This window comes from Terrisporobacter hibernicus, from assembly GCF_020809405.1.
Taxonomy (GTDB): domain Bacteria; phylum Bacillota; class Clostridia; order Peptostreptococcales; family Peptostreptococcaceae; genus Terrisporobacter; species Terrisporobacter petrolearius.
The window spans coordinates 3,004,277-3,024,255 of sequence record NZ_CP081135.1 but is presented as its reverse complement, the minus strand read 5'-3'; the positions used below and the strand labels follow the sequence as shown (position 1 = coordinate 3,024,255).

At 27.7% G+C, this 19,979-nt stretch carries 19 protein-coding genes; all 19 read right to left on the bottom strand.

The genetic code is table 11. The features are described from left to right. Positions 1 to 23 precede the first annotated feature (23 nt). The 19 genes from JW646_RS14635 to recN all read right to left on the bottom strand — a co-directional run bounded on the left by JW646_RS14635 (position 24) and on the right by recN (position 19,966). On the bottom strand, positions 24 to 1,685 hold the full coding sequence (locus JW646_RS14635) for a peptidoglycan D,D-transpeptidase FtsI family protein (RefSeq protein WP_228415532.1): 1,662 nt from the start codon (positions 1,683 to 1,685) through the stop codon (positions 24 to 26). A gap of 114 nt (positions 1,686 to 1,799) precedes the next feature. Next, complete coding sequence (locus tag JW646_RS14630; RefSeq protein ID WP_228415531.1) at positions 1,800 to 2,255, bottom strand: MarR family winged helix-turn-helix transcriptional regulator; 456 nt, start codon at positions 2,253 to 2,255, stop codon at positions 1,800 to 1,802. A 213-nt stretch (positions 2,256 to 2,468) separates the two neighbouring features. Continuing rightward, positions 2,469 to 3,398 carry a peptidase U32 family protein gene (locus tag JW646_RS14625; protein ID WP_228415530.1) on the bottom strand — a complete coding sequence of 310 codons (930 nt, stop codon included), beginning with the start codon at positions 3,396 to 3,398 and terminating at the stop codon, positions 2,469 to 2,471. Further along, positions 3,398 to 4,060 (bottom strand): O-methyltransferase, encoded by a 663-nt coding sequence (locus tag JW646_RS14620; protein ID WP_228415529.1) that lies wholly within the window; start codon positions 4,058 to 4,060, stop codon positions 3,398 to 3,400. Before JW646_RS14620 ends, JW646_RS14625 begins: the two co-directional genes overlap by 1 nt. Before the next feature lie 108 nt (positions 4,061 to 4,168). After that, entirely contained in the window at positions 4,169 to 5,236 is a 1,068-nt protein-coding gene (mltG, locus tag JW646_RS14615) for an endolytic transglycosylase MltG (RefSeq protein WP_228415528.1), read from the bottom strand. A gap of 171 nt (positions 5,237 to 5,407) precedes the next feature. Then, a complete protein-coding gene (locus JW646_RS14610) occupies positions 5,408 to 6,733 on the bottom strand; it encodes a pyrimidine-nucleoside phosphorylase (RefSeq protein ID WP_228415527.1) in 1,326 nt (441 codons plus the stop codon). An 87-nt stretch (positions 6,734 to 6,820) separates the two neighbouring features. After that, entirely contained in the window at positions 6,821 to 7,993 is a 1,173-nt protein-coding gene (locus JW646_RS14605) for a phosphopentomutase (RefSeq protein WP_148556278.1), read from the bottom strand. 14 nt (positions 7,994 to 8,007) lie between these two features. Next, entirely contained in the window at positions 8,008 to 8,895 is an 888-nt protein-coding gene (locus tag JW646_RS14600) for a tyrosine-type recombinase/integrase (RefSeq protein ID WP_074915362.1), read from the bottom strand. Between the two features lie 12 nt (positions 8,896 to 8,907). Beyond that, the gene (locus JW646_RS14595) at positions 8,908 to 9,519 is read right to left on the bottom strand and encodes a hypothetical protein (RefSeq protein WP_074915360.1); all 612 of its coding nucleotides are present in this window, start codon (positions 9,517 to 9,519) and stop codon (positions 8,908 to 8,910) included. A gap of 58 nt (positions 9,520 to 9,577) precedes the next feature. After that, positions 9,578 to 10,108, bottom strand: coding sequence for an NUDIX hydrolase (locus JW646_RS14590; RefSeq protein WP_074915358.1), 531 nt, complete (start codon positions 10,106 to 10,108; stop codon positions 9,578 to 9,580). Then, positions 10,080 to 11,177 (bottom strand): DUF3866 family protein, encoded by a 1,098-nt coding sequence (locus JW646_RS14585; protein ID WP_228415526.1) that lies wholly within the window; start codon positions 11,175 to 11,177, stop codon positions 10,080 to 10,082. Before JW646_RS14585 ends, JW646_RS14590 begins: the two co-directional genes overlap by 29 nt. Before the next feature lie 4 nt (positions 11,178 to 11,181). Then, positions 11,182 to 11,946: a glycosyl transferase gene (locus tag JW646_RS14580; protein WP_083399376.1), complete on the bottom strand. Its 765-nt coding sequence runs from the start codon at positions 11,944 to 11,946 to the stop codon at positions 11,182 to 11,184. Between the two features lie 64 nt (positions 11,947 to 12,010). Beyond that, positions 12,011 to 12,703, bottom strand: coding sequence for a glycosyltransferase family 2 protein (locus JW646_RS14575; protein WP_074915352.1), 693 nt, complete (start codon positions 12,701 to 12,703; stop codon positions 12,011 to 12,013). 25 nt (positions 12,704 to 12,728) lie between these two features. Beyond that, a complete protein-coding gene (locus tag JW646_RS14570; protein ID WP_074915349.1) occupies positions 12,729 to 13,607 on the bottom strand; it encodes a copper transporter in 879 nt (292 codons plus the stop codon). A 22-nt stretch (positions 13,608 to 13,629) separates the two neighbouring features. After that, positions 13,630 to 14,751, bottom strand: a complete 1,122-nt coding sequence (gene steA / locus JW646_RS14565; protein ID WP_074915347.1) for a putative cytokinetic ring protein SteA — start codon at positions 14,749 to 14,751, stop codon at positions 13,630 to 13,632. Between the two features lie 121 nt (positions 14,752 to 14,872). Next, positions 14,873 to 16,096: a CCA tRNA nucleotidyltransferase gene (locus tag JW646_RS14560; RefSeq protein ID WP_074915345.1), complete on the bottom strand. Its 1,224-nt coding sequence runs from the start codon at positions 16,094 to 16,096 to the stop codon at positions 14,873 to 14,875. A 117-nt stretch (positions 16,097 to 16,213) separates the two neighbouring features. Continuing rightward, on the bottom strand, positions 16,214 to 17,041 hold the full coding sequence (gene spo0A / locus JW646_RS14555; protein ID WP_026255020.1) for a sporulation transcription factor Spo0A: 828 nt from the start codon (positions 17,039 to 17,041) through the stop codon (positions 16,214 to 16,216). A gap of 106 nt (positions 17,042 to 17,147) precedes the next feature. Continuing rightward, entirely contained in the window at positions 17,148 to 18,164 is a 1,017-nt protein-coding gene (locus JW646_RS14550; protein ID WP_228415525.1) for a SpoIVB peptidase S55 domain-containing protein, read from the bottom strand. Between the two features lie 122 nt (positions 18,165 to 18,286). After that, positions 18,287 to 19,966 carry a DNA repair protein RecN gene (gene recN, locus JW646_RS14545; RefSeq protein WP_228415524.1) on the bottom strand — a complete coding sequence of 560 codons (1,680 nt, stop codon included), beginning with the start codon at positions 19,964 to 19,966 and terminating at the stop codon, positions 18,287 to 18,289. Between the last annotated feature and the right edge of the window lie 13 nt (positions 19,967 to 19,979).

Sequence of the window (19,979 nt, the reverse complement as noted above, 5' to 3'; positions counted from 1 at the left end):
AAGTTGACTATTCTTTGTTAAATTTATTTTAAATTTTCACAGATTTCTTTAAAAGTTGGAGTTGCTGATTTACTTTCCTTTTCTGTTCCCTCAATTATGATTGTTATTGCATATTTAGGATTTATTTCTGGATAAAAACCTGTAATCCATCCATGAGAGATATCCTTCCCGTTTAAACTACTTTGAGCAGTACCTGTTTTTACACCACACCCACCTTGTAAATCAGATAATGCTTTTGCTGTACCATCCTTTGATACTTTCATCATCATGTTTTTAATTCTAGTCATAGTGTATGGAGATATTATTTCTGATTTTCTATTAGGTTTGTACTCTTTTATAGTGCCCTTCTTATTATCTATAATACTATCATACATATATAGTGGCATATATGTTCCATTATTAGCTATTGCTTGAGTAAGTTGATTAATTTGAAGTGGAGTAAACTCTATATTAGCCTGACCAATTGCTAAATTACTAATAGCTATATTTTCAGGTATTTTAGAATCTTTCTCTTCATCTATTCCTATATCCACTTTTTCATCTAAATGAAGTGTTTTTATAGCTTCAAATATCTTTTCACTACCTACTCGTTTTGCTATATCATAAAATGCACAGTTACAAGAATTAGCTAATGCGTCGCTAACATCTTCTAAACCATGGGCCACATTATTATTGCAATTTAGAACTTTACCGGAAGTCCCAATCTGCGCACTTCCATTACAGGTATATCTGTAATTTTCATCTATTGCATTATTTTCAAGTGCTGCATATAGTACTACCAGTTTGAATACAGATCCTGGAGGATATGTAACAGCTAGAGCTCTATTTTGTAGTTCACCCTTTGTACTATCACTATAATCAGATATTTCATTTTGATTAAAGTTTGGTCTAGAACACATTGCTAAAATTTCACCAGTTTTAACATCTGAAATTATTACTGAGCTTGGATTTTTTTCTTTATCCATAATTTTTTCTACTTTTTCTTGTATTTTAGAATCTATACTTATTTTAAGATGCGAAGAATTTTCTCCACTTGAGCTTTCTTCAATACTGCCTTTTAAATAATTCAGACCTTTGTTATTTACACCTGCTTTAAATACAGATACATAATTTCTATTGCTATCTTTTAGTTCTTCATTCATGTATTTTTCTATACCACTAACTCCATTATTTTCTGATTTTTTTACGTATCCTATTAAATGAGTTAGTAGACTATTATCTGAATATCTAATAGTTTTTTCTTTTACCGAAATGTTTTTTTCTTTTAATTCGTCTATTTTACTTTCATCAACATAATCAATGTCTATTTCGATAATTTCATTTGATAACTGTTCTTGTACTGCTTTATAAATATCTTCTTCAGTTAATTTTGTTGCTTTTTTTATAAGTGATACATTTTGATAATTACCACTTATTATATCTTTTGGTACAAGTAGCACTTTAGTTTTTTTCTTATCTGTAAGAGGTAAATTATTTCTATCATAAATTATTCCCCTTCCACTATTTAAATTTATCGTTTCTAAACTTTGGCTCTCTACTTTGCTTTCATATTCTTTATTTTTAAATATTGCCAAATTTGAAATTTCATAAGTTAGATAAGCACACAATAATAAAAAAACAATAAAAAAACAATTTATCCTTCTTCTTATTAATTTATTCGATGTATTTTTTTTCTTCCTTGTCATTCAATCACCTCTTATCATTTGTAATTATTTTTGACAACTAAAAGAAAAAAAATACTGTAATGGTAAATTTTATATTTAAATTATGTCATTATTTTTTAGCACAAAAAAAGCTCCCTATTGGAAGCTTTCATATTTTCGCTCAAAAAACCTACTTGCCTTACCTAAAATTTTTGTTAAAACTTCTAAATCCTCACCTTTAAACTCTTCTAATATGGTGTCTATCATTTCTTTATGGAAAATACTATGAACGTTAAATACTTCTTCTCCTTTTTCAGTCAAATTAACAAGTACTACTCTTCTATCTTCTTCAATCCTTTTTCTTTCTACGTAACCTTTTTTAATAAGTCTATTTATTGCTGTAGTTAGGGTTCCAACAGTTATTCTCAAATTATGAGCAATTTCTCCCATTGTTCTATTTCCTTCTTTACCTATTGCTTCTATAGTATGTATTTCTGTAATAGACAAATTAGCAAATTCAGTATTTTTCATAGCTTTTTCTTCAATATGTAAAATGTCATTGAACAATTGTACTAACAATTTATTTAAAATTTCCTCTTTTTTATTTTCCATAATCTATACTCTCCGTCCTTTATATTATAAATGTATTATAATAAATTTTTAGGTTTAATTCAATTACTACCATTCATATTTAATTTTTATAATAATACATTGATATTTTATTGTTACCTCGTACTCTTTACTTATAATACCCATTAATATTGTCTAATAATTACAATATTAAAAAATGCACATTTATTTACATAATTGTGCACTTTAATATCATTACTTAGTATAGTCTATATTTTCTTCTAAATAAAATCCCGTTGTTAAATCTCTATGATCTATATTTTTTAGTTCTTCTAACCAATTTTTATCAAATTGCCAGTTATCTGGATTATTTATAAATTCGTCAATAGCTTTTCTATATATTTTTATTACTTCTTCAGTATATTCATTAGATTTCAGATGACCTTCTATAGTTAAAGTTGTAACACCAGATTTTATGAGTTCTGGTATAAATTCAATCATACATAAGTCTCTTGCTCCATAGAAGATAGTTCCACCTTCATCTTCGTATATTGGACAGTATTGACCTGGCCTTTTTTCTTCCACTAAATTGTAATGTTTTTCCTCATCATATTTTCCAGCATCTTTACTCGTCATATAGTTGGATAATAGTCTTCTTCCTGAGTATGACATTACCATTGAACCATGAACAAAGGCTTCTATTTCTAAATCTAATGGCGCATTTTTTCTTATTTCAATTATGTCCTTAAGTGCAAGTTCTTTAGCAATTACAACTCTTTTAACACCTAAATCATAATAAAATCTTGCTGTTTCATAGTTATAAATATTAGCTTGTATTCCCATATGAACTTTCATATTAGGTGTCACTTTTCTAACTATTTCTAAAGTACCTGGCTCACACAAAATTAATCCATCTACTTTTATATCATTTAACTTTAATAAATATTCTTCTAACTTAACAAAGTCATTGTTGTGTGGTAATAAAGATATAGTTACATAAACTTTTTTATTTCTTTCATGAGCAAATTTTATACCTTCTTCTAATTCTTCCTTAGAAAATTTATTTGAAATAGTATCCATTCCAAAAGTTTGCCCACCTATATATACACTATCCGCTCCACTTTCAAGAGCAACTTTCAATCCTGCCAAATCTTTTGCAAAGGATGATAATTCTAAGTTTAACATTATTCTTCAACCCTTTCCGCTTCCTTGTAACTTAGAGCTACTCCATCTCCAATTGGTATTAATGATGTATTTAAGTAGTCACAATTACATATATAGTCTAAATAATTTCTCATTCTTTTTACAATAGTTTTTTTTCTTCTCATTACAAGAGCATCGTCAGCAATCATACCTTTATAAAGGATATTATCCGAAATTAAAAGACCACCAACTTTAAGTTTATCTATTACTAAATCATAGAATAATTTATATTGACCTTTAGCTGCATCTAAGAAAATCATATCAAATTCGCCTTCAACATTTTTTAATAATTCTTCCGCATCTCCTTCTAATAAGGTAATATTATTATCAAATCCTGATTTTTCAAAGTTTTTCTTTGCTTGTTCAATCATTTTTTCGTTTCTCTCTACTGTTATTATCTTAGCTTCTCCATTTGTAGAAGTTGAAAATAAAATAGATGAATACCCTATGGCACAACCTACTTCCAGTATAGTCTTTGGTTTTTGAACTTTTAATAAAACTTTCAATAAGTCTGATACTTCTTTATGTACAATTGGTACATTATACTCAACTGCATATTCTTCTAATTCTTTTAATAATCCATCTTTGTCTTTTAGTGTTTCTCTTATATATCTTTCAACTTCATTATTTACTATATTGCTCAATTCTTTCACTCCTTAATTTATTACTTAACTTGCTCTTTTCAAATTAATAGGATTATGCCTCAAATTCTCAAAACATAATCCATACAAACTATCAATAATATACTTACCCTATTTATCTGTAGAATAACTATTATTTCTTTCTTCTCTATCTTTTCTGTATTTCTCCACGTTTTTTACATGTTCTTCGTAAGTTTTGCTATAAGTATTTCCACCTTCTATAGTTGCTACAAAATATAAATAATCTGTATTGTCTGGATATAATACTGCTTCTATAGATTTTATCCCAGGATTGGCTATAGGTGTAGGCGGTAATCCAGCAATCTTATAGGTATTATATGGAGAATCAATTTTTAAATCATTATAAGTTATACTTTTCTTTCTTTCTTTGAAAATGTATTGAATTGTTGCGTCAGATTGTAATGGCATGTCTATTTTTATTCTATTATAAAATACACTAGCTATTATGGGTCTATCTTCATCAAGCACAGCTTCTTTCTCTACTATAGATGCTAAATTAACCACTTCATATAAAGATTTATTAAGTTCCTTTTGTTTGTTTTGTAATTTGTCAGTATACTTTGAATCAAAAGTTTCAAGCATATGTTCTAAAACTTCTTTTTCACTTTGTTTTTCACTAAAATAGTAAGTACTTGGATATAAAAAACCTTCTAAAGACTTTATTTTTTCATCGTCTAGAAATTTAAATTTCTCTTTAAATTCTTTTGGGTTGTTTATAAGCTTTTCATAAGAGCTTACTTCTCCCAATTTACTTTTAGCAAGAATATCCATAATTTCAAAAGAAGTAGATCCTTCTGGAACTGTTATTTTTATACCATCGTTATAAATTTTACCTTCAGATAAATCCTTAACTATTTCCTTATTTGAATAAGTTTGATTAAATAAGTACTTTCCAGATTTAAGTTTTGCAGAGTTATCACTAACTCTTGCATATAATTTAAATAAAGTTTTATTTTTAATTAAATTGTTTTCTTTTAATATATCTGTAACTTGGCTTAAAGTAGATCCTGTGGGAATATCGATTACAATGTCTTCTTTATTATTTTTATTATATGGCCCTATTTGTTGAATAACTACAAAAGTTGCCACAATAATTAAAATTAAAACTGCAATTATAAAAACTACAATTTTTTTATTTTTGTCATTGTTCAGATTCATAAGTTGCTAACTCCTTATCTCTTTTATATCCTTTTTATTATAAGTCTAAGGTTAAAATATTTCAATAAAAATGTCGTAAATTAAAAAATTCACTTGGCTTAATTCAATGTATTGAAAATTAAAAAAAGCTTAACTTTATTTTTTACAAGTTAAGCTTTTTTAAACATTTAACTAGAATTTACTTATTCCATCTTTTGTCACAACACCATATATTAATTTTTTAGGTTCTAATTTTTCTTCACTTATTATATAAGCATTTTTAAATCTATTCTTAGCATCCTCAAATTTATTTTCTCTATTAAAGTGCATTAAAGCTAAAGTATCTCCTTCATTTACAAAGTCTCCAACTTTTTTCTTTAAAACTATACCTGCACTTAAGTCTAACTCATCTTCTTTAGTTTCTCTTCCTGCGCCAAGTATCATCGCACTTACTCCAACAGCTTCTGCTTCTATTTTATCTATGAAACCAGTTCTATCTGATTTTATTTCAACTATATGATTTGCTTTAGATAATAAAGAGTAATCATCAACTATTTCAGGATTCCCACCTTGATTAGCAACAAATTCTTTAAATTTTTCTATAGCTGTTCCAGATTCTAGCGCTTGTTTTATTCTTTTTGCTCCATCCTCATAATCGCAAGCTACTTTAGATGATACTAACATATATGCACCTAGTGTTTCACAAAGTGTCATGAAATCTTTTGGCCCTCTTCCTTTTAATGCTTCTATAGCTTCTATAACTTCTAAAGAATTACCAACAGCACTTCCTAAAGGTTCATCCATATCACTAATTATGGCAATAGTTTCTCTATTCATAGCTGTTCCGATTTCTACCATTTCTTTTGCTAATGCAAAAGAGTCATCTAAAGTTTTCATAAAAGCTCCATCTCCAGTTTTAACGTCTAAAACTATGGCATCAGCTCCAGAAGCTAGTTTTTTACACATAATTGATGCAGCTATTAAAGATATATTATCAACTGTTGCTGTAACATCTCTAAGAGCATACATTTTTTTATCAGCAACTGCTATTGATGCTGTTTGTCCGCAAACAGCTATTTTTATATCATTTACTGAGTCTATAAATTTCTTAGGAGTCATTTCTATTGAAAATCCAGGTATAGCTTCTAGCTTGTCCAGAGTCCCTCCTGTATGCCCAAGACCTCTACCTGACATCTTGGCCACCGGAACACCACAAGCCGCCATTAAAGGAGCTAGGGCGATTGTAGTCTTATCTCCTACTCCTCCTGTAGAGTGTTTATCAACTTTCACTCCGTTTATTGCAGATAAGTCCATTACTTCTCCAGAATTCATCATAGCCTCTGTTAAATAAGCAGTTTCTTGTTTATTCATTTTATTTAAGTATATGGCCATTAACAGTGCTGACGCTTGATAATCTGGTATTTCTCCCTTTGAATATCTATCTACGAAAAAATCTATTTCTTCTTTTGTCAATTCTTCCCTATCTCTTTTTTTTCTTATTATATCGTATATTCTCATGATTGCCTCCTAAAATTTGCTTTACTTAAATCACCATATGGGCAACTTGAAAAACAAGTTCCTTGCTACTTTAAAATATTAAATTTTTTATTTTATTATTTCATTCTTAAAGCTTTCACCATTAACCGGTAATTTAACATTTAATATATCTGCTACAGTGGCACCTATATCTGCAAAACTTTTTCTTATACCTAAGTTCACTCCACTTTTAATATTTTTACCATATACAAGTACTGGTATATATTCTCTAGTATGATCAGTTCCTTTGTAAGTAGGATCATTACCATGGTCTGCATTAATTATTAATATATCATCTTCTTTCATTGATGATATAATTTCAGGTATTCTAGCGTCAAATTCTTCTAAAGCTTCTTTATATCCAAAAGAGTTTCTTCTGTGTCCATATTTTGAATCAAAGTCAACTAAGTTTGTGAAGATTACTCCATTATTTTCTTTTTTAATATAATTTATAGTTTGATCTACGCCATCCATATTATCTTTAGTATGTATAGCTTCAGTTATACCTTGTCCATTAAATATATCTTCTATTTTTCCCACACCTATAACATCTAAATTAGATTCTTTTATTGTATCTAGTACTGTAGGTTCAAATGGGTTTAGTGAGTAATCTCTTCTGTTAGAAGTTCTTTCAAAGTTTCCTGCTTTCTCTCCTATATAAGGTCTTGCTATTATCCTAGCTACAGCATTGTCACCCATCATTATTTCTCTTGCTATTTCACACATTTTATATAATTCTTCAAGAGGTATTATATCTTCATGAGCTGCTATTTGGAATACACTATCTGCTGAAGTGTAAACTATTACATCTCCTGTTTTCATTTGGTGTTCACCATATTCGTCAAGTATAGCTGTTCCAGAAGCTGGTTTATTTGCAACAACTTTTCTTCCCGTTCTTTTTTCAAATTCATCGACTATTTCTTTTGTAAATCCATCTGGAAAAGTTTTAAAAGGCTGTTGTACTAAAACGCCTGTCATTTCCCAGTGACCTGTTGTTGTATCTTTTCCACATGATAACTCATCGCATTTGCCAAAAGAACCCATAGGTTTATCTTCTTTTGGTAAATAGTCTATTCCCTCTATATTTCCAAGCCCTAATTTAATCATATTAGGTATTTTTATATCTTTATGATTTTTGACTATATTACCTAAAGTGTTTACTCCTATATCTCCAAATTTTTCTGAATCTTTAAGTGCTCCTACTCCAACACTATCAATAACCATCCATATTACTCTACTCATACAAATTTCCTCCTTTATATGTCTTCTTTTTTCCTTGGATGCTTGTCCTTAATTTCTTTCCTAACATTATTGTCCATTTGGTTTAAATATAACTGTAAACTAGCCAAATTAGAATTGCCTAATATTTTACTTACAACAGCTAAATTCGCTCCTCCTTTTAATAAATGAATAGCAAAAGAATGTCTAAGTATGCTAGGATTAATATTTTTACTTATATTAGCCATATTAGCATATTTTTTAATAACCTTCCAAAGTCCTTGCCTTGTAAACCTTTGTCCTTGAGCATTAACAAATAGTGCTTCTTCTTCTGTTTTTGCTAAGCTAGGTCTGCCTTCTTTTATATACTTCTCTAAATATACTTTAGTTATTTCACAAAGTGGTATTACTCTATGATTTTTACCCGTATTGCAGTATAAATAATCAATTTCTAAGTCTACATCTTGTAAATTTAATTCCACAAGTTCTGAAACCCTCATTCCTGTTCCGTATAACACTTCAAAAATAGCCTTATCTCTTATTTTTTTTGGACAGCTTAAATCAGGAAACTTCAAAAGAGCTTCAACTTCTTCTTCTGTTAAAATTTCAATATTTTCTCTTTTTATTTTTGGTTTTTTTATAGTATTAGCTGGATTAGTTTCACTAATACGATTTAAAAATAAATATTCATGAAAAGACTTAACAGAAGAAGTTACTCTTGACACTGTAGCAACAGAAATGTTTTGTTTTTCTAAGTTTACCAAAAAATTAATAATGTCATACTCTGCTACATCTTCAATTTTTATATTTTCAGACTTTAAATAATCTATATACTTTTTAATATCCGCATAATATGAACATATGGTATTTTCCGATAATTTTTTTTTGGATTTTATATAGTCAATATACTGTTGTAAAACTTCCATAAATAACTCCTTTTATCTTACTAGGAATTGTAAAATACCAACGCTAATTGCATTTAATAATAATTGAGCTGATGCACATATTACTATTATAATAATACCATTTAACAAGTATCTTCTACCTAAAAATAAGACCCCTTCTTTTCTTCCTCGTTTATATTCTTCGTAAATATTTTTAATATAGTAAAAACTTACGGCAATAATTAATATTGCCCCTGGTATTATAATAAAATTTTTTATAACCATAATCAATATCATTTTTATACTTTTAAGTTTAATTAATAAAATTAAGCTATTAATAGTATAGCCTATGGATATTCCTTTTAATAAAAAACTTATTATTGCTAAGGGAAAAGTAAATACAAATAATGAAAATAATACTATACTACCTAAAAAAATGATATTTTCTCTTAAATTAGAAAAAACTACAGCACTTATGTTTATATCACTTCCATGGCTATAGTAGTCATTCAAATTATTTATACTATCTAATACTATGTTTTGTCCATTAGAAAAAATCTTATTTAAATAAGTTCCTATGGCCACAAATATAATAAAGATAATACTTAAATAAATTATTTCTTTACTTATTCTAAAAGTATCTCTTTTTCTTAATGTTTTTCTCAAATTTATAACCTCCTCTTATCCTAACATATATTTATGTTGGAAAAGAGGAGGTTATGCTTTATATTAATTCTTTAGTTAATAATATTCCAATAACAGTTTTTGAGTCACAAATTTCATTACTGATAACCATATTATAAGCTTCTTCTTTATCAAGTTCATGAACTTCTAAAAATTCATCTTCTTCCAAGTGACTTTCTCCTGGAATTAAATTTTTAGCTAGGTAAATAAATACTAATTGATTAGAAAACCCTGGTGTAGCATAGTACTTATGAATTAATTTTAAACTATCTACACTATAGCCCGTTTCCTCTTTTAATTCTCTAATAGCACAATCTAAAGGGTCTTCTCCAATTTCAATTTTCCCAGCAGGTAATTCATATAATTCTTTTTCTACTGCTTTTCTATATTGCTTAACTAATACAATTTTATTATCATCTGTTATGGCAACTATGGCCACAGCACCTTTATGTTCAATTATTTCCCTTTTTTGATATCCTTTATTAGGCACCTCCACTGTGTCAACTCTAAGTTTTATAGTTTTACCAGTGTAAATTAAATCACTACTTACTGTAGTCTCCTTTGTTATCATCACAAACCTCCATTAAGTAATATGCAGCAGTGCTTGCTGCTTCAAAAAATTCCTTATCTTGTTCGTAACTTCTGCCCATACTTCTTACTTTAAGGTTAAAATAATCCAAGTCTTCCCTACATTTATTATTCTCTATATATATTATATTGTGCTTATCAAATAATTTATAGTCTTTAACTTGTTTTTTTATGTAATCAAATTTTTCTTTATCATAAATAGTTATTGGAATATTTACGTTCACATTTACAATTTCATTAAATATAGTTATTGCATGATGTGATATTCCTTTGTGTCTTTCTCTTAAATCAGCAAAACTTATTCTAGGAATTGCTATAGGGTTTCCTCCTAGTTTTTTAATAGCATCTAATATAGACCCTTGTTCTATCCCTGTAAACCCGTATTTTGTACCTGTACCTGCGATTCCCGGTCCCATAGATACAAATACTGCATCAGCCTTTATTACTTCTTTTGCTGTGATTAAAGCTGTGTATATGTTTATACATTCATAATCACCACCAAAAGCATTTCCAATAGTAATTGTACTATCAATTAATTTTTTATCTTTCAAATTTTGTACATTTTTACTTAAATAAATTGGAAGAGCAGCTCCATCGGTCATTATATATACCAGCTTCTTACTTGGATTATGTCTTTTATATGATGCTACAAAAGGAGTTAACATACTATGAAGAGTTCCCACAACAACTGGCATATCATCTAAAGTTTTAAAGTTATTAATTATATCATGATATTTATTTTCATGATCTTCTACAGCATCTACTTTCACTTGGTAAGGAGTATATCTAAGCTTCATAATATGCCCCTTTGGTGATAAATCAGATTCTTTGTTATTTAGATTGGATATAACAAAGTGATATCCACCAGTACCTAGGCTTAGCTCAACTGCTGTAGTATTAAGTATTACTTCATCGCCTATATTTATCTTTCCAGTTATTTTAGGATAGTTGTAAGCTCTTTGTATTTGTCCATTAATATTAACTCTTATATCATCTAATACTTCACTACTATCAGCTATTTCTTCTACTATTCCTACTTTTTTACTAATCATGAGATTACCTTCCTAATCTATCAATAAAATTTAATACTTTGTTCTTTTCTATAATCTTTGTTAAAGAGAACTTTTCAGTTAATACATGAATTAACACTAAAAATACTAACCATCCTATTCTTACATTTAAAGTATATCCAAAAGCCATAAGAATACCTATTGATATCCCAAGCACATTTGAACCTGTATCTCCCATCATAGCCTTTGCTTTTAAATCAAAATTAAAATATGCTAATACATTTGGAAGTATAAGTAATGGGAGTATTTTTATATATCCAGTTAAAGTTATAAATATAGTAATCATAATAACTAAATATACTTTTATAGCTCTACCTGGTCTTAAATCAAATAAATTCATTAGATTTGTAGATAAAGCAATTATTAAAGTATTTATTATAATATCAATAATATTTTTAGATATGGATACTGATATTATAAGTCCAACAAAGCCACCAAATAGGGCTTTAAATCCCCCTGTTGTAAGTTTTCCTTTGAAAAGACTTTTAAAGTGTCCTTTTAACCCACTTACATCTCTATTACCTATGGTATCATCTATTATACCTGCAAAAAACATAGCCATCATACCAAATATAAATAAAAATAGACATAACATACTTATGGCATCTATAGTAAAGAATGCCACTATTATTCCATTTATTATTATCATTGGAAGAAATACTATTCCCATACTTACAGGTATCATTTCTCCTTTATAATTTGGTCTTATACAATTACTATCAATAAGCAAGTTTTTGAATAAAGGTATCATTAGGTATGTTCCAATTAGGCCTAGTAAAAATACTATCCCTCTAAATACATATGAATACAATAGATTACCTCCATTCTTTTTTCTTTTGTCTTAGTACTTTCTTAATGTGATAATACTGTTTACCTCTATGAATAAAACCTTTTAAATCTCTTCCTGTTTCACTGTGAGTCATATTAACTAGTACTTCTTTAATTCTATATCCGTGTTTTAATATGTCTATGGTCATTCCAACTTCCACACCATATCCAAATGGAATTTCATCAAATTTTTTTAATACTTCTTTTTTAAATAATCTCTGACCTGATAAAGTTGCATCTAATTCTACACCTGTCATTTCAAGAACTGATTCCTTTGCTAGACCTTTAACAAATCCAAGTCCTCCTTTTTTCTTTGCAGGAGGGAATTTTGCTATTATAACATCAGCTTCATTATTTAGTATTGGTGTTATTAACTTTCCAACTTCTCTTGATGAACTTCCAAGGTCTGCATCTAAAAATCCGATGATATCCGCTTTTGTCATAGCAACTTTTAAACCATTGTTTAAGGCATAACCCTTGCCTCTATTTTTGTCTTGAGTTATAACAGTTATTTTATCACTTTTTACTTCTTTTGCAACCTTTGATGTATTATCACTAGAACCATCATCTACAACTATTATCTCACTTATTTCTTTTATATCTTTTATATTTTCTAGCGTATCCTTAATTTTATTTTCTTCATTGTATGCTGGTATTATTATACTTAAATAAGGATTCATTTTCTTATTCTCCTTTAATTATTAGTTATTTTTCGTAAGCAATTAATTCTTTTGCTAAATCAGAGTTTCCATAATGACCAACTGTATTTTGATTTTTTAACAATGTAGTTAGGGAAATTTTTCCCATACCTTCATTTATATTATCTATTGTTGATATATTGTTTTCTGAATATAATTTTAAAACTTCATGATTGCTATCATTTTGAGAAACAGCAACTGAATATTTATTTTCTTCTTTTAATTTATCTAAAATTAATTTTTCTTTTGCATTAAATTTTTCTTTTGCATCTTTTCCAGATAATTCTCCAAGTAATACTACTGAATCATAATCTTGGTATTTCTTTTCGTCTATGTTGTTAATTTTTATAACACCTAAGTCTTCTAAAGCGTATAATTGGTCATATCCTTTTGTGCTACCTAAAGAACTTATTATGTAGTTTATTACATCTTGTGATGATTTAAATGTTTTATTTAAGTCCTTTGACAAAGTTGCCAACTTTTCTTCATCACTTATGTTATCTTTTACCACTATATTAAAAGACGCTGTTCCATTTGCATTTGTTATTAATTTTTCTACATCTTCACTGTAGTCATTATTTTCATTTGTTAGTATTATTCCAGTATTTTTATCTGTTAATACATCCTTAGTTAATGCATCAATATTTTTATCAATGTATTCTGTTGTTATTTGTAAGTTTCCATTTAAAGATTCAATCTCAGACTGTAAATTTTTATTTTTTTCTTTTAAATCATCAAACTCCGTATTAAAACTTTCAAGTACTTCACTTTGTTGTTTACTTAAAGCTTGGTCGTAGTTCAAATTAAAACCAACTAGTATCCCTACTCCTAAAGCAATAAATATAGCACCAATTGTAACTATATAGTACTTCATATTTATATTCATATTAATCCTCCTAATTTATATATTACAAATTTAATAGTAATTTCAATTTTAATTGTATTATTCTGATAAATTGCTGCGTTGTTGGTGATAAATAAGCAAGTATTAATACTGGGAATAATGCTGCTATTATCATAGCCCAAATATATTTTATTTTTAATTTACTTTTATATAGTAAATTAACACCTTTAGCATCTATTAATTTAGATCCTATTTTTAGTCTTACAAGGAATGTACTAGCCATACCTTTTCTGCCTTTTTCCAAGAAATCAATCATATTAGAATGTGTTCCAACTGCAACAATTAACTCTGCTCCATATTCATAGGCTGTAAGCATTGCTATGTCTTCACTTGTCCCTGGCGCTGGAAATACTATAGCATCAAGACCTAAATCTTGTACTCTTTTAAGACCCGGCGCTCTTCCATCCACATAGGCATGTACTACGATTTCACCAGCTTTTTTCAGTGTTTCATCACTAACACTATCCATGTCTCCAACTATAACATCTGGAGTATATCCAAATTCTACTAAAGCATCTGCTCCACCATCTACTCCTACAAGTACTGGTTTTACTTCTTCTATATAGGAAATTATTGTACTTAAGTCTTCTTTATAATCTTGACCTCTAACAACCACTAATACATGTCTGTCCTTATACTTTGTTTTTACTTTAGGGATTTCTACTTCTCCTAAGATGAAGCCTTTTTCCTTTTTTGCATATTCTATAGTATTATCTATGAATCTATCTAATTCTACAGACATATTATCATAAGCTTCTTTTATTTTTATAGATACCTTTCCTTTGTCTAATACACTACCTTCTCCCAAAAGTTGTCCATCTCTATAGATTTGCCCATTGTTTACTTCTATTATTTGTCCTTCTTTTAATTCATCAAATAATTCTTGTCCAATATTATCTATAATTAAAATATTTTTATCTGTTAATATTCCTGGCCCTTTATTTGGATATTTCCCACTTATAGACTGGGCTGCGTTAATTACTAATTTAACTTTACCTTCTACTAGAGAATTAGCCGCTACTTCATCTATATCCATATGATTAATAACTGCTATCTCTCCCCCTGTAAGTCTCTTCGCAAGCCTTTTTGTTTTTCTATCTACTTTAATAGGGGCTTCCACTCTCATAATTAAAACCTCCGACATTTTATTAAAATCATATAACATTATAACATTATTTAAGAACAAAGGAAATATTTTATAGTTTTATAAATTATTATATGTTTTTTAATTTATTAAAAACAATTAGTTATATTTCTTTTATTTTTTTAATAAGTAAATTTTTTTTATTTAAATTAGGGTTGATTATAACTTGGTTTAAAAGATAATTGAGAACTTGTCCCACCGCTTTATTTTCATAACCTTGAGCCATAATATCTTTTCCATTTACTTTTAGATTTTTAATTGTATAACATTCTTTATTTTCTTCAATTTCTTTTAATATATCTATAATTTTTTCATAATTTTCTTCATCTTCATAAATCACTCTATTTATATCTAAATAATCTTCAAACAATTTTCTATCGATTTGATTTAATATTTTTTTTATTTTAATCTTATCTAAATTATTAATGTCCGTTTCTTTAATTAAATCTAAAATAATATCATGATCCTTATTTGTTTTCTTTGAATATACTAATTGCTTACAAAACATCTTACAATCTATATTTAAATTTTCAATTATGTAATCTAATACTACCAGTCTTTTTACCAAAACTTTATCAATTTTTTTTAATATACTAATTTTTTTATATAACTTTTCAATTTTATTTTCATCTTCTTCACTACTTATATTTAAATTGTTTAATAATTTTGTTTTAAAAAGATATATAATATTTTCCGGTTTATTGCTAAGCATGACTTTATTAAATTCATCAGTTATTCTCTCTAGGCTAATATTTTTTATTATTGTTGCATTATCATAAATAGCCAAAAGAGTATCCTTTTCTATTTGAAAATCTAATTTACTAGAGAATCTAATGGCTCTAATCATCCTTAAGCCATCTTCATTAAATCTATCATAGGGGTTTCCCACTGTTTTAATAATTTTATTTTCAATATCCCTCTTTCCTCCAAATAAATCTACTAATCTTTCATTTTCATTGTATGCCATGGCATTTATAGTAAAATCACGTCTTTTTAAATCTTCTTCTAATTTATTTGTAAAATCAACATTTTCTGGTCTTCTATGATCCTTATATTCACCTTCTATTCTATATGTGGTTATTTCGTATATTTCCTCATCTATTACTACACTTATAGTCCCATGTTCTATTCCTGTTTCTATACATTTAAAGCCCCTAAATATATTTTTAATTGTTTTGGGAGTAGCATTAGTCGTTATATCATAGTCATTAGGTTTAATACCTAATATAGCGTCCCTGACGCACCCTCCTACTATATATGCTTCAAAATTATTTTCATGTATTTTATCTATTATGTATTTCACTTTTGGAGGTAAGCTTATTTTCATATTTGTATCTCCTTAATATGTTGATAGTTTTATTTATCTATATCTGTTTTAAATTTACTCCGCTCAAAAAATAAAGCCTTCTAAATAGTTAGAAGGCTTACTGTAATCAATTTAAAATTATTTAACCATGCTGTGTTCTAATCTTAATTTATCTGCAATCATTGCTATAAATTCAGAGTTTGTTGGTTTACCTTTAGTATTGTGTACTGTATAACCAAATAATTGATTTATCGTATCAACCTTTCCTCTACTCCATGCAACTTCTATTGCATGTCTTATTGCTCTTTCAACTCTACTTGGAGTAGTGTTATATTTTTTTGCAATGCTTGGATATAATTCTTTCGTTACTGCTCCTAAAAGTTCTACATTATCAATAACCATTTTTATAGCTTCTCTTAAGTATAAGTATCCTTTTATATGAGCTGGAACACCTATTTCATGGATTATATTTGTTATTTCTGTTTCTATATTTCCTGTGTTTTTAACATAATCACTTCTTGTCATTTGAACTTCTTGATTTTGTCTTATCTTTGGTTCTCCACCGACAACTTTATTAGTTACTAATTCCCTAATTCTATTTATGAATATCACAAAATCAAAAGGTTTAACAATATAGTAATCCGCTCCTAAATTTATAGCTGTTTGAGTTATTTTATCTTGCCCAACAGCAGATAAAACTATTATTTTTGGTTGTTTAGGAAGATCCATTGAATTTAATTTTTCTATTACTCCTAAGCCATCTAGGTGTGGCATTATTACGTCCAATACTAATAAGTCTGGTTGTGTTTTTTGTACTAATTCAAGAGCTTCAATACCATCTTTTGCTATTCCTAATATTTCAATATCTTCTTCATTAGATAAATATTCCTTTAATAGCTGACAAAAATCTTTATTATCGTCTGCTAATACTATTTTAATCTTTTCGTTCACTAAAATTCCCCCCAATAATAAGTTTTTCTTATTTTAATTTTTTTATATCATTACTCTTTTAGGTTTATTCGACACTGTAAAATTATATTCCTTCTAAGTGTTTAAATATTTTGTTATCAATTTACAATTTTAACATTTCATCGATGAAAATGCCATATCCTTTTTTAGGATTATGCTTGAATACATAGGTTAAACTGCCAATAAGTTTGTTATTTTGTATAATAGGGGCACCACTCATTCCCTTTACAATTCCACCAGTATAGTCAATTAATTTATCATCAACAACTTTTATTAACATATTATTGTCTTCTTTTATTATTTTTTCTATTTTTATTTCATAGGATTCAACATTTCCTTCTTTTGATTGAAAAAGTACATACGCACTGCCAGTCTTAACATTATTTTTTTTACCAATTTCAATAAGTGGAAGATTAGACTTATAGTTGTAATTGTAAAATTTACCTTTTATTCCATTATTTGAATTTATAAAAAACTTTCCAATTGAATTATTATAATCTATTATAGCATTAATCTGCCCAATATTCTTTTCATTATTTTTATGAATAGATATATTGGAAGCGTTGTAAATATTTCCCTCTTTAATGTTTAATAACTTTTCTGTATCCATATCGCAAATACCATGGCCTATAGCATAAAATTCATTGGTAACAGGGTTATAACAAGTTAATGTTCCTATCCCAGATATTTTGTCTCTTACCCAAAGACCTAATTTATATCTATCATTTTCATTTTTAGTTTTTATTTTACATTTTTTAAATTTATCATTTCTCTCAAAAATGATCTCTACTTCATCTAAACGAAGTTTATTTAAAACATTTGAAATATCTTTGTAATTATTAATCTTTTCCCCTTCTATAGATATGATATTATCTCCTATTTTTAGACCTCCAATATATTCTATATCATCTTCTTCAAATCCTATAACTAAGGCTCCATCTGTATCAGCTTTAATTCCAACAATATTGCCCAGGGGGTATACATATTGCTTATTTGATATGTTTTGATTTTGGAAAGTTTCTAAGACGTTATTATCTTTTTGTTTAAGTAATATATTACAAAAAATTAACAAGACAAAAATAAAAAATATGCTTATTATAAATCGATTGTTTTTTTTCATACTTAATCCCATATCCTTCTAATAATAATTTCTATATTATAATTCCATTAAATAGTTAAATTATACAAAAAAAGAATAGAAAATAATTCTATTCCTTTTATTAACAGTATTTAATTATTAAATTAATGTTTTTCTTTCGTCAAATTAACAATCTCTCTAGCGTGTTCAATAGTTGTGTCAGTTATATTGCTACCAGCTATAAGTCTAGCTATTTCATTTATACTTTCTTCATCTTTTAATTTCTTAATAGTTGTATAAGTTCTGTTTTCATCACTATTTTTTGATATACAAAAATGTGTATCTGCATTAGCTGCTATTTGTGGTAAATGGGTTATACAAAGTATTTGTTTTTTCTTTGCAATATTATGTAACTTCTCACCTACAACTTGAGCAGCAATTCCACTTATACCTGCATCTATCTCGTCAAACACTATAGTATCTATTTCATCTATATCTGCAAGTATTGTTTTAAATGCTAGCATAAATCTAGACATTTCTCCACCTGATGCAACTTTATAAATTGGTTTTAGATCCTCTCCTAAGTTAAATGATATCATAAATTCTACTTCACTATTTCCACTTTGAGAATATGTAGATTGAGCAAAATTCACTTTAAAACTAACACCCTTCATATCTAGAGATTTTAACTCACTTAATATGGCTTGTTCTAAATTTAGGGCAACTTCTTGTCTCACTTTTGTAAGAGAAGAAGCTTTTTTGCTTAGTTCCTCTTCTAATTCAACCAATTTATTTTTTAGGCTTTCTGACATTTCATCTCTATTTACTATGTCCTCTAATCTAGATGATATTTCATCCTTATATTTTAAAATATCTTCTATAGTATCTCCATATTTTCTTCTTAAATTATTTATCTCATCTACCCTTACCTCTATTTGTTCGAGTTCGTAAGGTTCAAAATCAATATTTTCTTTATAGTTTCTAAGATCCCTACAAGTGTCTTGAAGCTCGTACATAATTCGCTCTACAATTTCACTGTATTCACTTAAAGTTTCATCATACTTGCTTATTTCACTTAATTCTTTCGAGGCCATACCAATTAAATCAACTGCATTTACACTTCCATCGTGTAACTTTTCATAGCTTAAATTAAGATTATTATATATTTTTTCACTATTTCTATAGATTTCTCTTTGTCTCAATAAGTCTTCATACTCATCTTTGCTTAATGCAGCTGCTTCAATTTCATTAATTTGAAATTTTAATAAGTCTATTTCCCTTTGAATTTCTTTTTCATCTTTATTTTCATTCAGTGTATTTAATGCCCTTTTTACTTTATTGTACTCTGTATAAGTATTTTTATATTCATTTCTTGGTAAATCTAATATTTTACCTCCAAACAAATCTAAAAATTTCAAGTGTGTATCTTTATTAAATAATGCTTGATTTTGATGCTGTCCATGTAAGTCTATAAATGTAAGAGCAATTTCCTTTAATATTGACATTTTTATAGTTCTTCCATTTATCCTAGCTACACTTTTTCCATCAGCATAAATAATCCTAGTTATAATTAGTTCGTCATCTTCTAAATCTATGTCATATTCATCTAGTATCTTCTGTAAATTACTACTTGGTGATGATACTATAATCTCTGCAATACCTTTTTCAGTGCCTTTTCTTAAAAAAGACTTGTCATATTTATTTCCTAAACATAAGCCAAGAGCCTCTATTATAATAGATTTTCCTGAACCAGTTTCCCCCGTTAATATGTTTAGATTTTGGCCTAAGTTTATTCTGCATTCTTCAACTAAGGCACAATTTTTCATATACAATTCAAGGATCATTTTATGCCCCCTT

Coding starts and splice junctions, on each gene's coding strand:
- JW646_RS14570 (WP_074915349.1), bottom strand. CDS start 13,607: ATGAATATAAATATGAAGTACTATATAGTTACAATTGGTGCTATATTT.
- JW646_RS14575 (WP_074915352.1), bottom strand. CDS start 12,703: ATGAATCCTTATTTAAGTATAATAATACCAGCATACAATGAAGAAAAT.
- JW646_RS14605 (WP_148556278.1), bottom strand. CDS start 7,993: ATGAGTAGAGTAATATGGATGGTTATTGATAGTGTTGGAGTAGGAGCA.
- JW646_RS14560 (WP_074915345.1), bottom strand. CDS start 16,096: ATGAAAATAAGCTTACCTCCAAAAGTGAAATACATAATAGATAAAATA.
- JW646_RS14610 (WP_228415527.1), bottom strand. CDS start 6,733: ATGAGAATATACGATATAATAAGAAAAAAAAGAGATAGGGAAGAATTG.
- JW646_RS14600 (WP_074915362.1), bottom strand. CDS start 8,895: ATGGAAGTTTTACAACAGTATATTGACTATATAAAATCCAAAAAAAAA.
- JW646_RS14630 (WP_228415531.1), bottom strand. CDS start 2,255: ATGGAAAATAAAAAAGAGGAAATTTTAAATAAATTGTTAGTACAATTG.
- JW646_RS14580 (WP_083399376.1), bottom strand. CDS start 11,946: ATGATACCTTTATTCAAAAACTTGCTTATTGATAGTAATTGTATAAGA.
- JW646_RS14550 (WP_228415525.1), bottom strand. CDS start 18,164: ATGAAAAAAAACAATCGATTTATAATAAGCATATTTTTTATTTTTGTC.
- JW646_RS14590 (WP_074915358.1), bottom strand. CDS start 10,108: ATGATAACAAAGGAGACTACAGTAAGTAGTGATTTAATTTACACTGGT.
- JW646_RS14635 (WP_228415532.1), bottom strand. CDS start 1,685: ATGACAAGGAAGAAAAAAAATACATCGAATAAATTAATAAGAAGAAGG.
- recN (WP_228415524.1), bottom strand. CDS start 19,966: ATGATCCTTGAATTGTATATGAAAAATTGTGCCTTAGTTGAAGAATGC.
- JW646_RS14625 (WP_228415530.1), bottom strand. CDS start 3,398: ATGTTAAACTTAGAATTATCATCCTTTGCAAAAGATTTGGCAGGATTG.
- mltG (WP_228415528.1), bottom strand. CDS start 5,236: ATGAATCTGAACAATGACAAAAATAAAAAAATTGTAGTTTTTATAATT.
- JW646_RS14585 (WP_228415526.1), bottom strand. CDS start 11,177: ATGATTAGTAAAAAAGTAGGAATAGTAGAAGAAATAGCTGATAGTAGT.
- steA (WP_074915347.1), bottom strand. CDS start 14,751: ATGAGAGTGGAAGCCCCTATTAAAGTAGATAGAAAAACAAAAAGGCTT.